The sequence below is a fragment of the Nocardia asiatica NBRC 100129 genome (assembly GCF_000308415.1).
GTDB classification, from domain to species: domain Bacteria; phylum Actinomycetota; class Actinomycetes; order Mycobacteriales; family Mycobacteriaceae; genus Nocardia; species Nocardia asiatica.
This window is the reverse complement of the sequence record NZ_BAFS01000471.1, coordinates 17,725-30,734: the sequence shown is the minus strand read 5'-3', so window position 1 is coordinate 30,734 and position 13,010 is coordinate 17,725. Positions and strand designations below refer to the sequence as shown.

The 13,010-nt window shown below is 69.5% G+C and carries 14 protein-coding genes; 6 read left to right on the top strand and 8 right to left on the bottom strand.

Annotated elements, in window-relative coordinates; translation table 11 throughout:
* Positions 1-10: 10 nt before the first annotated feature.
* The gene (locus ON27_RS37860; protein WP_157227919.1) at positions 11-247 is read right to left on the bottom strand and encodes a hypothetical protein; all 237 of its coding nucleotides are present in this window, start codon (positions 245-247) and stop codon (positions 11-13) included.
* A gap of 24 nt (positions 248-271) precedes the next feature.
* The gene (locus ON27_RS37855) at positions 272-1,201 is read right to left on the bottom strand and encodes an RNA polymerase sigma-70 factor (protein WP_043738699.1); all 930 of its coding nucleotides are present in this window, start codon (positions 1,199-1,201) and stop codon (positions 272-274) included.
* A 394-nt stretch (positions 1,202-1,595) separates the two neighbouring features.
* Between ON27_RS37855 and ON27_RS37850 the strand changes: the two genes are divergently transcribed.
* The 3 genes from ON27_RS37850 to ON27_RS37840 all read left to right on the top strand — a co-directional run bounded on the left by ON27_RS37850 (position 1,596) and on the right by ON27_RS37840 (position 4,707).
* The gene (locus ON27_RS37850) at positions 1,596-2,189 is read left to right on the top strand and encodes an LppA family lipoprotein (protein ID WP_043738697.1); all 594 of its coding nucleotides are present in this window, start codon (positions 1,596-1,598) and stop codon (positions 2,187-2,189) included.
* A gap of 760 nt (positions 2,190-2,949) precedes the next feature.
* Positions 2,950-3,384 carry a hypothetical protein gene (locus ON27_RS45280; RefSeq protein WP_245560556.1) on the top strand — a complete coding sequence of 145 codons (435 nt, stop codon included), beginning with the start codon at positions 2,950-2,952 and terminating at the stop codon, positions 3,382-3,384.
* Between the two features lie 105 nt (positions 3,385-3,489).
* The gene (locus ON27_RS37840; RefSeq protein WP_157227917.1) at positions 3,490-4,707 is read left to right on the top strand and encodes a glycosyltransferase 87 family protein; all 1,218 of its coding nucleotides are present in this window, start codon (positions 3,490-3,492) and stop codon (positions 4,705-4,707) included.
* Here the strand turns inward: ON27_RS37840 and ON27_RS37835 are convergent.
* The 6 genes from ON27_RS37835 to ON27_RS37810 all read right to left on the bottom strand — a co-directional run bounded on the left by ON27_RS37835 (position 4,679) and on the right by ON27_RS37810 (position 10,087).
* Positions 4,679-5,188: an HAD domain-containing protein gene (locus ON27_RS37835; RefSeq protein ID WP_043738766.1), complete on the bottom strand. Its 510-nt coding sequence runs from the start codon at positions 5,186-5,188 to the stop codon at positions 4,679-4,681. The genes ON27_RS37840 and ON27_RS37835 overlap by 29 nt on opposite strands.
* Positions 5,189-5,193: 5 nt before the next feature.
* Positions 5,194-5,913 carry an alpha/beta fold hydrolase gene (locus ON27_RS37830; protein WP_043738691.1) on the bottom strand — a complete coding sequence of 240 codons (720 nt, stop codon included), beginning with the start codon at positions 5,911-5,913 and terminating at the stop codon, positions 5,194-5,196.
* 30 nt (positions 5,914-5,943) lie between these two features.
* On the bottom strand, positions 5,944-6,372 hold the full coding sequence (locus ON27_RS43745; RefSeq protein WP_157227915.1) for a hypothetical protein: 429 nt from the start codon (positions 6,370-6,372) through the stop codon (positions 5,944-5,946).
* Between the two features lie 175 nt (positions 6,373-6,547).
* On the bottom strand, positions 6,548-7,858 hold the full coding sequence (locus ON27_RS37820; RefSeq protein ID WP_043738686.1) for a Dyp-type peroxidase: 1,311 nt from the start codon (positions 7,856-7,858) through the stop codon (positions 6,548-6,550).
* A 35-nt stretch (positions 7,859-7,893) separates the two neighbouring features.
* Complete coding sequence (locus tag ON27_RS40970; protein ID WP_063711456.1) at positions 7,894-8,946, bottom strand: HD domain-containing protein; 1,053 nt, start codon at positions 8,944-8,946, stop codon at positions 7,894-7,896.
* A gap of 145 nt (positions 8,947-9,091) precedes the next feature.
* On the bottom strand, positions 9,092-10,087 hold the full coding sequence (locus ON27_RS37810; RefSeq protein WP_051047507.1) for a GlxA family transcriptional regulator: 996 nt from the start codon (positions 10,085-10,087) through the stop codon (positions 9,092-9,094).
* Between the two features lie 125 nt (positions 10,088-10,212).
* Between ON27_RS37810 and ON27_RS37805 the strand changes: the two genes are divergently transcribed.
* The 3 genes from ON27_RS37805 to ON27_RS37795 all read left to right on the top strand — a co-directional run bounded on the left by ON27_RS37805 (position 10,213) and on the right by ON27_RS37795 (position 12,990).
* Positions 10,213-10,851, top strand: coding sequence for a hypothetical protein (locus tag ON27_RS37805; RefSeq protein WP_051047506.1), 639 nt, complete (start codon positions 10,213-10,215; stop codon positions 10,849-10,851).
* Positions 10,852-11,167: 316 nt separating this feature from the next.
* Positions 11,168-11,590, top strand: coding sequence for an Hsp20/alpha crystallin family protein (locus tag ON27_RS37800; RefSeq protein WP_043738685.1), 423 nt, complete (start codon positions 11,168-11,170; stop codon positions 11,588-11,590).
* Between the two features lie 605 nt (positions 11,591-12,195).
* Entirely contained in the window at positions 12,196-12,990 is a 795-nt protein-coding gene (locus ON27_RS37795; protein WP_245560555.1) for a PAS and ANTAR domain-containing protein, read from the top strand.
* The last annotated feature ends 20 nt before the right edge of the window (positions 12,991-13,010 follow it).

Below are 13,010 nucleotides of genomic sequence, written 5' to 3'. Positions count from 1 at the left end.
TCCGCCGGTATCAGCCGTCGCGCTGTCGCCGCTCGGCTTCGATCTCCGCCGCGAGGGCCGATCGCTCGGCCTGATGCCGAGCGAACAGAGCAGCGCTGTAAGCGGTCCACGCGGCGTCCTGGGCATCGGTCATCTCTGCCGGGAAAATCTCGGATTCGACGTCCGGATGGGCCTCGAGGAACTGGCAGAACAGCGAACCCATCTCCCGGCTGTGCCTGCGGTTGAGGTCGATCCGTCGTGGGTGCATCGGTCCCCGGTCCTCTCGTCGTGTTCAGCGGCGCAGCGCCGTCTCGTGCCGGATCCGCGACAACTTCTCGGGGTTGCGCACCGCGTAGATTCCGGTGATGAGACCGTCGTCGACACGCACCGCCAAGACGGTGTCGAGTTCCCCGTCGAGCCGCAGAATCAGCGCCGGGCAGCCATTGACCTGTGCGGGCTGCATGGACACCGCGGCGGCGACCCTGCCCAGTCCGAAGGTGAGCGCGCGGCCCACCCGGCCGGCGCCCACGATGGGCCGGGCCAGCGCCTGCACCACTCCGCCGCCGTCACCGAGCAGGACGACATCCGGTGCGAGGATGTCGAGCAGGCGTTGCAGGTCGCCCGTTTCGACCGCCCGCTGGAATGCCGCGAGCGCGTCGCGGGTCTCGGCCGGGGAGACGACCCCGCGCGGTCGGCGCGCGGCGACGTGCGCCCGCGCCCGGTGCGCGATCTGGCGAACCGCCGCCGGGCTCTTGCCGACCGCGTCCGCGATCTCGTCGTACCCCACGGCGAACACCTCGCGCAGGACGAACACCGCCCGCTCGGTGGGCGTGAGCGTCTCCAGCACCAGCAGCATCGCCATCGAGACGCTGTCGGCCAGCGCGACGTCCTCGGCCACGTCCGGTGCGGTGAGCAGCGGTTCGGGCAGCCAGGGGCCGACGTAGGACTCTTTCCGGCGACCGAGCGTACGGAGCCGGACGAGCGATTGGCGAGTGGTGATCCGGACCAGGTACGCCCGCTGATCCCGCACCGTGTCGAGGTCGACGCCCGCCCAGCGCAGCCAGGTCTCCTGCAGGACGTCTTCGGCGTCGGCGGCCGAGCCGAGCATCTCGTAGGCGACGGTGAACAGCAGGTTGCGGTGGGCGAGGAACGCCTCGGTGGCGGGGTTCGCGTCCGTGCTCGCATCCCGAGTTCCGTGCGCGTTCGGCGACGTGCCGGTCATGAGTGGCTCCTCTTCACGCTGACAGTGTGACCACCAGACACCGGTCCCTGCCGTTCTGTGACATCGAGACGGTAGCCGATCCGATCCGATCCGATCCGCGGCCGGACGCACGCGCCGCCGCCGCGGCATCGCTTCCCAGAAGGGGACGGTCGGGAGGCGCAAACGCGGCGGTCCGTGCCCCACGGACGGGGCACGGACCGCGATTACGCCGTAATCGGCGGCACTCGGGCGGTGGTCGGCCCCGGCGGGTGCATCGCCGCCCGGCCCACTGTTTCGACGGGCATGCCGGTTCGCACTCCCTCGGCGTCCGCGCGCGGACCGAGCGGGCGGCCGCTGGTCCTGAATAGGATTGCGAGGCAGACATTCTGTGCGGTCGCCGGAAGGACGGGAGGCGATGACGAACCTACGGCGATGGCCGCTCGTGGCATCGCGCCGATGCGCCGCGCTCGTGATCGCGGCATCGACGGCGAGTGGATGCGCGACGCTGCTCGGTGAGCCCGCCCCGCCGCCTTCCGCGGCGGAGATCGCCGCCGCCACCGCCGAGCTGGCCGCCTTGCCGTCCTCCGAGTCGGCGGAGCGCCAGGTGGCCTCGGTCGTCGAGCAGATCGCGGCCGCCGCCTCGGCGATCGAACCGGCGCTGCGCTGGAGCCGAAGCGAGGAACGGGCGCTGGGACCCTGCTACGGCCCCTACGCGCACACCGGCGGCAGGCGCGTCGTCCTGCCGCGCTACCGAGCCGACGGTTCGCTGCCCGAGCAGGCGTGGCCGGAGTTCCGAGAGACGGCCCGCGCGCTGGCCGCGTCCGTCGGCGCGACCGACGTGCTGCCGGGCGCCGGCTCGCCGCCGGACCGGCACGTCACCTTCGACGGCGCGGACGGTGCGGAGTGGGACAGCAACACCGAACTGTCGGTCTTCGCCGATCGCCGTTCGATGACGATCACCGCGACGGTCGGCTGCCGACTGCCCGCCGGCGACCGGACGGGTGGTTGAAGCACAGGGGTCCGCTGTCCGCTGTTCGGTGTCCGGGCGTAGGCAGTCGCCGCCTCGTGGGCGTTCCTGACCCAGTGCGGCGCTCAGCGGCCGCGAACACCCTCAATCGGTAACCGAGCCTTACTCCGTCCGCCGGGCGTGCGGTGAATTCCCATGCGTCTTCGCCTGGTTCGCTGACGGCGGCGACGCCGAGTACGGCGCGCCTGAGCGAATGGCCCGTGAACTGCGGCTGACGCGGGCGGGCGCCTGTTCAGGAAACCGGCGGCCAACCGACCGGCACAGCTCAACCGTTGTTCACGGGGTGGCACGGTTGCCTCGATACCGACGAATCCGTCGATGCAGCGGCGAGACCGACGTCAGGGGTTGCGATGGGCTGCCACGAGCCATCCCGCAGGACCGTGCTCACCGCGCTCGCCGCAGCGGCCGCGCTTCCGGTAGGCGGATTCGGGCTGCTCGCGTCGCGGTCGCTGTCGATGACCGCCCGGGATCTGGAGATCGCCACGGTGAGCGATCAGTCGGTGGCGGTCAGTTGGACGACTGCCGCGGCCGACCCGGTCGGGCGCTGGCGGCCGGTCGCAGCCGACACCGAATTCGCACTCGGACCGGCGGATTCACGCAAGTCACTGCGGGTCGTGCACACCGACAGCACACCCACCGCCTTCCACTACGTCGAGATCGGCGGCCTCGAACCCGGTAGGCCCTACCGGCTGGAGGCACGCTCGCGAGGCGTGCGGGCCGTCTCCGGTTCGACGACGCGCTGGTGGAACGACGAGCATCGGCACGAGTTCCGCACCCTCGTCCCGCCGCCGGGGCGGCTCGGGTGTTCCTGCACCACAGTGGTCATACGCACCGCAACCGCCGTACCCGCCCCGACGCTCCCGTCTCGGTCGAATTCCTGGAGGTGGCCTCCATCAAGGAATATCCCGCCGGTTACTCGCTGCTGCGGTTGTACGAGGGCGGATACATGGTCACCTTCCAAGCCACCCGCACGGCCGCCGCCCGGCGTTGGAGCGCCCGTACCCGGACCCAGCTGTTCGGGCTGCAGTCACGCTACAGTCTGGGCTCACTCGCCGACCGAAACCATGTGGTGCGCCGCGATCTGACCGGAATAGAGCGAGTTTCGCGGGCGCGCAAAGCTTCTCTCGCGGCCGCGCGAAGCCCTCATCACCGATTGCCCAGTGCCGCCCAGCGATAGCGGTCTCGGCCGTCCACGCGGCCTGCGTCATGTGCGGTTCGAGTGTCGCGATGGTTAGGCTGCGGCCTTGTGCGCGGGCTGTCGTCGGTATCGAGGCTGTGGTTGGTGTGGGTGGTCACCCGGATGCTGATGGTGGTGTTCACCGGGGTGACGGGGCTGCCGCACAGCATCTGGGACGCCTCGGCAGCCGACTTGACGCTGTATCGCGAATGGGCCGAATTCATCGTGTATAACGACGCTTTCCCGCTGCACGACCAGCGGTGGCAGTATCCGCCCGGAGCGGGCGCGCTGCTGCTGGTGCCCTGGCTGCTCGGCGGCGGACCCGGCTACAACTGGATCTTCTTCATGCTGGTCGCCGCGGCGGACGCGGGCGTATTGGGCCTGCTGATCCGCGCGGCGCGTCGCGACGGCTGGGCGACAGCGCAGGCCGGTCCCTGGCTGTGGACGGTGGGCGTGGCATTGCTGGGCCGAATCTGTTACGGGCGGTTCGATTTGATCGTGGCCGCGACGGCGGTCGCGGCGCTGCTGTGGTCGACGCGGCGACCGGGCGCGGCCGGCGCTGCCGCTGCTGTAGGCGTATTGCTGAAACTGTGGCCGGTGGTAGTCGTGCTGGGACTGCGCCGGCGCACGCTGTGGCGGATGAGCGCGGTGATGGCCTGCGTCGGTGTGACGGCGACCGTGGGATCGACAGCGTTGGGCCCGGGCGCGTGGTCCTTCCTGCGGTTCCAGTCGGAGCGCGGGTTGCAGCTCGAATCCGTGGTCGCCACACCGCTGTTGATCGCCCGGCTGCTGAACGGCGGCTGGACCATCGTGCACCGTTATGGGGCCGAGGAGTTGTCCGGGCCCGCGGTGTCCGCCGTGGCCCGGGGATGCTTGGTGGCCACGATCCTGGGCGGTGCGGTGTTGCTGGTGATCTGGTGGCGCGTGCGCCCACCGGCAGCGGATCTGGTGCTGGCCGCGGTGCTGCTCGCCTTGGCGACGAGCCGGGTACTCAGTCCGCAGTATCTGGTGTGGGCCGTGGCGGTCGCGTCGGTCTGCGCGCTCGACTCGCGCACCACCCAGCGACCTGTGCTCGCGCTGGTGCTGTTGACGGCGCTGGTGAGTCAGGTGGAATTCCCGTTCCTCTACGACCGCGTCGCCACCGGAAGCTGGCCGGGAGTCATCGTTCTGATGGTGCGCAACGGCATGCTGCTGTGCGCGACCGTGTGGTCGATGACGCTGCTGTGCCGCGACAGGCCCCGACCATCGCGCGAGTGCGCGGCAGCCATCGCGTGCGCCACATCGGACGGCGCACCTACGGTGACGCGTGGAGCCAGTCGGTGACAGTGGCGAAGTCGGCGTCGAGCAGACCCAGCACGCCGTCGACCTTGTGCAGCAGGGCGCGGCCGGGGTGGTTCCCGCGCACCCAAGCCCGATCCTGCTGCCGGATCTCGTCGTCGATCCAGATGAACGGGCGTCCGGCGGCGAGGTCAACCAAAGTTCTGGTCTTCCAGTGCAACTCGTCCTCGAAGTAGTCGCCGTCGGGATACTCGGGCAATGCCACCACCGGCAGCTGGGGCAGTCCGAGGATCGGGGCGAGGACGCGATCGGCGTCCTCCCGCCAGCCGGTGGCCCACATCAGTTCACAGCCCAGGGCCAGCAGGCGGTCACCGAGATTCCGGCTCAACCGGGACAGGATCGGATTCGTCGGCTGCTGCCATGCGGACCAGTCTCTGTCGCCGGCCGCCGAATCGGCGGCGTCGTCGGGCAGCAATGTTCCATCGACGTCGAGGAACAGTATCGGTCGAGTCGAGTCGACGGTCACGCAGATCACGACTGTGGCGGTGTGACAGCGGGCGTGCACGCTCTCGTGACGAGGTCGACCCACACCTGCGGATGGGTGGACCACAGGTTGTGCGCGACGCCGGGTAGTTCTTCGAACCTGCCGCGCGGGACCAGGGCGGCGAGTTGCCGCAGGGGCCATGACGGACGGATGTCGTGCTGCGGGGCGATGAAGGTCATCGCCACCTCCGAGTCGGCCAGCCTGCGCAGCAGATCGGGTTCGTGGATCCACTGCACGAACGACGCGCTCAGGGCGGCGTGAACCTCGGGATTCCACACGATCTCGATGTCGGCTTCCGAGTGCCGCCCGGATTCGTATGCCTCGGACCAGGTACGGTCCTTTTGCAGTCCCCGCCCGGCGACGCCGACCACCGATGCGACTCGGCCGGGATGATCCGACGCGTAACGCACCGCCAGGTCCGAGCCCCAGGAATGGCCGAGCACCACCCAGCTGTCGATGCCACCCGCACGCCGTACCGCTTCGATATCGGCGATCGCGCGGCCGATGTCGTGCGGCCCACCCCCGGAGCGTCCGACGCCTCTCGGCTCCGGGTACCAAGCCCGCATCCCGCGCGGCGCCAGCCGGTCGTCCTCGAGGTAGTGCACAGCGCCCGGTCCGCCGGACAGAACGACGACATCCGGCCCCTGTCCGGTGACACCGACGTGCAGCAAGGTCCCGTCATCGGCGGGCACCGTCAACGATTCCATGTCGTCCCCCTCAGGATCGCAACGCCTGGCTCACAGTTGAGCGGCAGCCGATACGGTCCAGATCCCCAATGCCAGCAGAGACAATATCGCGCCGGTGATCGCCAATGCTTTGCCTCTGCGCGGTCCGGCGCAGCCGAGAACGCCGAAGATCAGACCGGGCAGCGCGAAAACGTATGCCAGGTACTGGCGAACCCCCGACAGGTCGATCGGGAGAAAAGGGATCACCAACCCGGCGGCCCCGAGAACCAAGGCGAGCACGGCGAATCCCGCCCCCTTGGACGGCTCGACAGGAGTCGTCGGCTGCCCCTGGGACCACGCTGGCGGTGGAGCGCCGGGGTACTGCGTGGGTTGATTCCAGTTCTGCCCGAATTGGTCCGGGTAGGGAGGTTGCTGATTCGGCACGGGTGGTGGGCTCGGTGGCCGCGGCCCGGGGCCGGGCACGTGCGGATCGTTCGGCACCGACCGAGCATATCGGTGCGACGACCTACGATCGACCTCCGCGAATTCCACCGTGCGGCGCCGCTGTGGGCTCGCGAATCCCGTTCACGGCACTTCGGGTTCGTCGGCGACGTAGGGCGGCGCGGGGTCGTAGTGGATCTCGCGGCGCACCGCCCGCGCGTGAGGGCGGCGGCGTTCAGCCGAGCAATGCCGCCGCGATCGGCTCGTTCGGGATCGCGCCGGGCGGCACGGCGAAGAACGCGCTGCCGGTGTGCTCGATGAGCGGATTCATCCGGTCTCCGGCGGCGAGAGCTTGTTGCGCTCTGAGGAACTGCTCGGGCGGGTCGTTCATGTAGGCGGCGAACAACAGGCCCGCGTCGAGCTGGTTGTGTCCGCCGTGGGTATGTTCGGGCGTCCCGGGCAGATGGGTGTGCGTCTCCGCGGCTGAACGGGGGCCCCCGGCGTTCGCGATCAGGGTGCCGTAGTCGTAGTTGTAGCCCCGGCGCAGCATCGGGATGCCGTGGACCAGGCGCACGTGAGCGCCGGCCGGAATCGCGAGTTCGCCGTCCCCGCCGCGCTGGTCGAGGTCCAGCGGGTCGAATTCGCTGTGGCCGCCCAGAGGCGCGCCATCGCCGCGTCGGCGGCCGATGACGCGGTCCTGCTCGGCTCGCGGCAGCTGGTCCCATTCGGCGGTCTTCATCCGGATCTTGCGGAACACCAGATAGCTGCCGCCCTGGAACCAGTCCGGTTCGTCCGCGGAGCGAACCCATACCGTTCGGTCGAACTCGGTGGTTCCCGCGCGAGGGTTGGCGGTGCCGTCCTTGTGGCCGAACATGTTCCGTGCGGTTCCGCCGTCGGCAGGCCGGCTCAGGAAGCCCTGCTGGGTCCAGCGCATGCGCGCCAGTCCCGGCATGCGTGCCCGCAACGTGCGGAACGCGTGGCTGACGATCTGGGCGTCGCCGGCGCAGATCTGCACCAGGACATCGCCGTCGCACCACGCCGGATTCAGGAGGTCGCCGGCGAATCCGGGGAGCGGGCGCAGGTGTTTCGGACGCCGCGCGGCGAGCCCGAACCGTTCGTCGAACACCGATGGTCCCAGACCGAAGGTGACGGTCAGGCGAGCCGGAGCCAATCCACTCGCGAAGTCGGTGTGCGCGCTGAACCCCGCTGGTGTCCCCGGTCGTTCCGGAAGCGGCGCGCCGGCCGCAAGAGCGGCGGCGGCAGCGGTCCACCCGGCCAGGAGGGCACGCAATGCCGCACGGTCGGGTCGCGCGATATCGACCGACAAGAACAGTGCGTGCGACTGCGCGGGGGTCGCGATTCCCGCTTGGTGCGGCCCATGGAACGGTTCCGAGCGCGCTTCCGAGCCGGTCGCGGGTGTGGCGGCGCGGCCGGCGACGACACCGGCCGCTGCGGCTCCCGCTGTCACCAGTCCCGCGCCGAACAGGCCACGCCGGGTGACGCGCGGCGAACCGGCATCCTCGCGGCCCGCGGAGGATCCGCTCATGTCGTCTCCGGTTCCTGGACGCGCGCTCGACCGGCTCACAACGAGAAGTAGGGGTCGTCGATCACATACCGCCAGGATCCGTCGCTGCCGCGCCGGGCGATCTCGGTGGAAGTGGAGATCACCGGGTCACCGCCCGGCGTCGCGCCCGACACGGTGGCCTCGTTGGAGAGCAGAGCCAGCTCTCCCATCACGTGCACGCGGCGGGAATGCAACTGGATCTTCGCTCCGGAGTCGATCATCGACCCGAGTGAGCTCCGGATCGCCTCGGCGCCGGATCGCCGCTCATCAGGAGCCGGGAACAGCAGTGCCGCGGGCTCGTACAGCGCCATCAACGCGTCGAGGTCGCCGGCGTTGAAGTACCGCGCGAACAGCGAAGCCAGCTCGGTGGGCTGCGCGGCCGCGACCCGACGGGAGCCGATCCGCACCGGACGATCGTTCCATCCCGCGTGTTCGACGGCGTCGAACCACGTGGTCGGCGCGTGCGTCGGGTAATAGAGCTGGCAGAGCTGACCCGGGAAGGTGAACCAGCTGCCCTTGGCCGGGTTGTCGCGCACCTGCCGGGCCAGCATCTCACCGAACGCGTATCCGAGGTCGTAGCGCGGCCACACCGCGTGCACCCGGTCGGCGAAGCCGTCCGGCAGCGATTCACGCCTGAGCCCGGCGATGTCGGCTCCGGTGCCCATCTGCATCAGGGCCTCGACCGTCCCGAAACGCCGCGCGATGCCGTCGCTGGTGTGCAGGGCGATAGCATTCCAAACGGTCTGTACTCGCTGTTCGCCGACACCTCTGTCGCGGAGGAACTCGGCGGCGGCGTCGGCTCCGTCGAGCTCGAAACGCTGGTCGCCGTTCGCGTATTCCGTCGCCCCGAGATCGTGCAGGAGGCAGCTGAGATAGAGCAGCTCGTCGTCGTAGTCCGCACCGGCCCGCAACCCGTCGACGGCAGCCAATTCGCGCGCGTACAAGTAGGCGCGCACGCAGTGGTGGTAGACCAGCGGCGGCGACACCTCGGCCACCAACGCGTCCGCGGCGACGGCGAGTTCCGAAGTGGGCAGTCCGAACTGGGTCGGATCGGCTTCTGGAGCGGTCATTGTGTTCCCTTCCGAAATGTGCGCACTCAGTGTGTGCTCGGAAGTAGCGGCCGCCCAGTGGCCAGATAGCCATCTCTTGCCAAAATCTGGCCACCTGCCGCAGATCGCGATTCAGGGCGCCGCCGCGGCCGCCGGGCTCCGGTCCTCACATGGCCTGGCGATGGCGATCGACGGACCGCACGGCACCGCCGGAATGATGAAAGCTGTTGCGGTAGGCCTGCGGAGACGTTCGTGTCAGGCGGGCGAAGTGGTAGCGCAGGGTCGTCGCGGCGCCGAAGCCGGCCTCCTCGGCGATGCGGTCGATGGACAGGTCGGTGGTCTCGAGCAGCTGCTGGGCGCGATGGACCCGGGCGCGGAGCAACCACTGCACCGGCGTGGTCCCGATCTCCGCGCGGAAGCGGCGGTTCAAGCTGCGCACGCTGATGGCGCCGTGCGCGGCGATCTCCTGGAGGGTGAGCGGACGGTGCAGGTTGCCCTGCATCCAGTCCAGGACCGGTTGCAGCGACGTGTCCGGGCTCTGCGGGTCGGTGTAGGAGATGAATTGCGCTTGTCCGCCGTCCCGCTGCGGCGGCATCACGATCCGGCGGGCGGTGTCGGCGGCCACCTTCGCGCCGAGATCCCGGCGGACCATGTGCAGGCACAGATCGAGCCCCGCGGTCGCCCCGGCCGAGGTGAGCACCGCACCGTTGTCGATGAACAGCACCGAAGCGTCGACCTCGACGAGGGGGTACCGGCGGGCCAGCTCGGTCGCGTATTCCCAGTGGGTCGTCGCGCGGTGTCCGTCGAGTAGTCCGGTGGCGGCGAGGGTGAAAGCGCCGACGCAGACGGAAGCCAGCCGTGCGCCGCGCTCGGCCGCGCCCAGTAGCGCGTCGCGCACGCGGTCGTCGGGTTCGCGGAAGAAGCCGGCCTGCCCGGGCACGACGACGGTGTCGGCGTCGGCCACGGCGTCGAGGCCCCAGTCCGTCTGTAGTCGCACCGCACCGTGGACGGGGGCGATCGCGGCGGTGCCGTCGATCGTCACGACCCGGATGTCGTAGTGCTGCTTGCCGCACATCGTATTCGCGGCGCCGAACACCAAGCCCGGTAACAGCACCTCGAAGCCCAGCGCGTGCTCAGGGGCCAGAACTGCCACTATTGCCATGGCCAGAATTTAATTCATAGCCGTATTACAGCCACCGGGTAGCCCTTCGAGGGGCCTGCGGCCGGTGCGAGGATCGGCAGGGGCGGGAGGCTTGCGGACACGCCCCGGGTACTCTCCAGGTCGTTATGGTTTCCGCCGTCCTGCTGCTGACCGCCTGTTTTCAGCTGACCTGTGTCTTCCTGCTGTGGTCTCGTACGGCGCGCATCGCCCGGATCTGGTTGCTCGGTCTGGTGGGCATCGGTCTGGCTTATGACGCGGCGGTCGTCGGGCTCGGAGCGATGCTGGGGGAGGGGCCGTTGCTGCACGCCCTGAGTGTCGGCCGATTCGTCGGTCACGCACTGCTCACCCCGCTGCTGGTGCTCTGGGCGGCCGATCGAACGGGAGCCAGCCGATGGTGGCGCCGGTCGGCGCTGATGCTCACCGCGGCACTGGTCGCGTATGGCGTGCTCGCGGAACTCCCGCACCTGCGACTCGTAGCTCGCCGGTTCGCCGACACCCTTCGCTATGGGGCCGAAGCTCCGGCTCCGCCCGTGCCCGCGCTCATCGTGACGGCGGTGCTGCTAGCAGCGGGAATCGTGTTGTGGCGCAGGGAAGGGCGGCTGTCTCCGTTGCTCGGCACGGGGGTGCTGCTGCTCGCGTCCGCGGCGGCCGTGGCCGTTCCCCCACTCGGCAATATCGGCGAAGCCGTGATGCTCGCCGGGCTCGCCGGCGCCGAGGTGCGTCTGCGGCGAGAGAAGCTCGATTCTTCGACGCTTGCCGTGTAGGGCCCGAGACGAGCGTTTCCGCCCCTGGAAAGTGGCCGTCGATCACGCCTGGGATCGCGCGCATCCTCCCGATCCGCCGCTGTCCTGTCCGGCGAGGGTGCTGACCGCTTCGGCGGACGCCGGATCGCGTCCACCGCCGCACCGTCACAGTGCGGACGGCGGCCGCGGCGATCCCACGGCCGCGCACTTCAAGCGCTGGATCTGACCGGGGTACTTGCACTCTCCTGGGTAGAGTGCTAAATAATATCTGTGTCTGATGGCACAGATTACCTTGGTTGCTCAGGGCAAGTGAAGGAGTGAACTGGAGGTGACGACCATGCTGATGCGTACCGATCCGTTCGGTGGTCTGGATCGTCTGACGCAGCAGGTGTTCGGTACGGCGGCCCGCCCGGCGGTGATGCCGATGGACGCCTGGCGGGACGGGGACGAGTTCTTCGTGGAATTGGACCTACCCGGCATCGAGCCGGACTCGCTGGACCTGGACGTCGAACGCAATGTGGTCACCGTGCGAGCCTCGCGACCGGCGCTGGACCAGGGGCGGTCGATGATCGCTGCGGAACGCACCCGCGGCGTGTTCAGCCGCCAGCTGTTCTTGGGGGAGAACCTCGATACCGACCGGATCCGCGCCGACTACCGCGACGGGGTGCTGCGATTGATCGTCCCGGTGGCGGAGCAGGCCAAGCCCCGCAAGATCGAGGTCGCCCGGCACGACAGCGAACGCCAGGCGATCAACGCCTGAGCTGTCCGGGCGCGCTGCCGGCAGGAGGTCCGTGATGACCGCCGCATCCGATGTCGGCTCGCCGGAGTTGTCGTGGTTGGATGCCCGGCTGCTCGCACTGGATCCCGACCTCGAGGAGCTGTTCGCCGAGGTCGACGACATCCTGCGCGGCGCTCGGGCGCGATGGCGGCAGCGTCCCGGCGAGGCGCGCGATCGAAGTGGCGCGCCTCGCTGGCAACCTCCCCGGTTACGGGGACGGCGCCCACGACCGGCGTCGGCTACCCAGCGCAGCCCACCGCCCGCTTGTTGCTGTAATCCCGTCGGTGCGAGGGAGGTGATGCCCGTATACCCAACAGAAGACTCCCGCGCGGAGGGCGGAACGTGCCGGCCCTCGAGCCTGCATCGCGAGCATCGAGCAGACCGCTCGGCCGATCCGGTTGCCGCGGTCGCCGTGCACAGCCACCGGTAGTGGCCCAGCAGGCAGGCGCCGTGCCCGCCCCGCGCGGAGCTCGTGAACAGTCCGCCGAAGCCTTCTCCGACGGTTGGGCTCGGTCGGTACAGCCGTCCGGGCCCACCCGGCCCTTCCGCCGGAATCCGCACATGATCACGTTCGAAGAGGAACCGCCATGACTATGCTCCCGGCCGGCAGCGACTTCAACGGGGCCGAGGGGGAAGCCCGCGTCCCGCAGAAAACTGGCGCATCGAACCCGCTCGCCGATGTGGGAGCTGATGGCGGTGTGGCGACGAAGACAGCGGAACTCGGCAACGGAAGCTCCGCGAAGTACGACGACCGCGGCCGTCCGGGGCTGGAGACCATCGGTAGCTTCCGATTCTGGTTCGCCGACCAGCGGTGGGAGTGGTCGGATCAGGTCGCACGGTTACATGGGTACGCGCCGGGAACGGTGGAGCCGACCACCGAACTGCTGCTGGCACACAAGCACCCGGACGACCGTGCCACGGTGGCCGAAACGCTGGCCACGGCGGTGCGGACCGGCGAGCCCTTCTGTAGTCGTCACCGCATCATCGATTTGGCAGGCCGGGTGCATCACGTGCTGGTCGTAGGCGATCGATTGCACGACTCGACCGGTGCGACCGTGGGAACCACCGGCTACTACGTCGACCTGACCGGCCGGCTGAACGAGAACCGGCAGGCGGTGCTGAAGGAGACGCTGCCGGAAGTCGTGGCCGCGCGCGAGGTCATCGAGCAGGCCAAAGGCATCCTCATGTTCGTGTACGGCGTCAACGCCGAACAGGCGTTCGGGGTGTTGCAGTGGCGCTCCCAGGAGACCAACACCAAGCTGCGCGATCTGGCCGCGAAACTCGTCGCCGCGGTGGTCGCTTCCGGCGGCGGCCCGGTTGCGCAACGTACCCAGTTCGACCATCTGCTGCTGACCGTCCACGAACGACCAGATCCCGTGTAGCCGACCGCGATCGCCGCTGC

What these genes read in the sequence shown, in the direction of transcription:
- ON27_RS37860 (WP_157227919.1), bottom strand. Translation starts at nt 247, where the DNA reads ATGCACCCACGACGGATCGACCTCAACCGCAGGCACAGCCGGGAGATG.
- ON27_RS37855 (WP_043738699.1), bottom strand. Translation starts at nt 1,201, where the DNA reads ATGACCGGCACGTCGCCGAACGCGCACGGAACTCGGGATGCGAGCACG.
- ON27_RS37850 (WP_043738697.1), top strand. Translation starts at nt 1,596, where the DNA reads ATGACGAACCTACGGCGATGGCCGCTCGTGGCATCGCGCCGATGCGCC.
- ON27_RS37830 (WP_043738691.1), bottom strand. Translation starts at nt 5,913, where the DNA reads ATGGAATCGTTGACGGTGCCCGCCGATGACGGGACCTTGCTGCACGTC.
- ON27_RS37820 (WP_043738686.1), bottom strand. Translation starts at nt 7,858, where the DNA reads ATGAGCGGATCCTCCGCGGGCCGCGAGGATGCCGGTTCGCCGCGCGTC.
- ON27_RS40970 (WP_063711456.1), bottom strand. Translation starts at nt 8,946, where the DNA reads ATGACCGCTCCAGAAGCCGATCCGACCCAGTTCGGACTGCCCACTTCG.
- ON27_RS37810 (WP_051047507.1), bottom strand. Translation starts at nt 10,087, where the DNA reads ATGGCAATAGTGGCAGTTCTGGCCCCTGAGCACGCGCTGGGCTTCGAG.
- ON27_RS37805 (WP_051047506.1), top strand. Translation starts at nt 10,213, where the DNA reads ATGGTTTCCGCCGTCCTGCTGCTGACCGCCTGTTTTCAGCTGACCTGT.
- ON27_RS37800 (WP_043738685.1), top strand. Translation starts at nt 11,168, where the DNA reads ATGCTGATGCGTACCGATCCGTTCGGTGGTCTGGATCGTCTGACGCAG.
- ON27_RS37795 (WP_245560555.1), top strand. Translation starts at nt 12,196, where the DNA reads ATGACTATGCTCCCGGCCGGCAGCGACTTCAACGGGGCCGAGGGGGAA.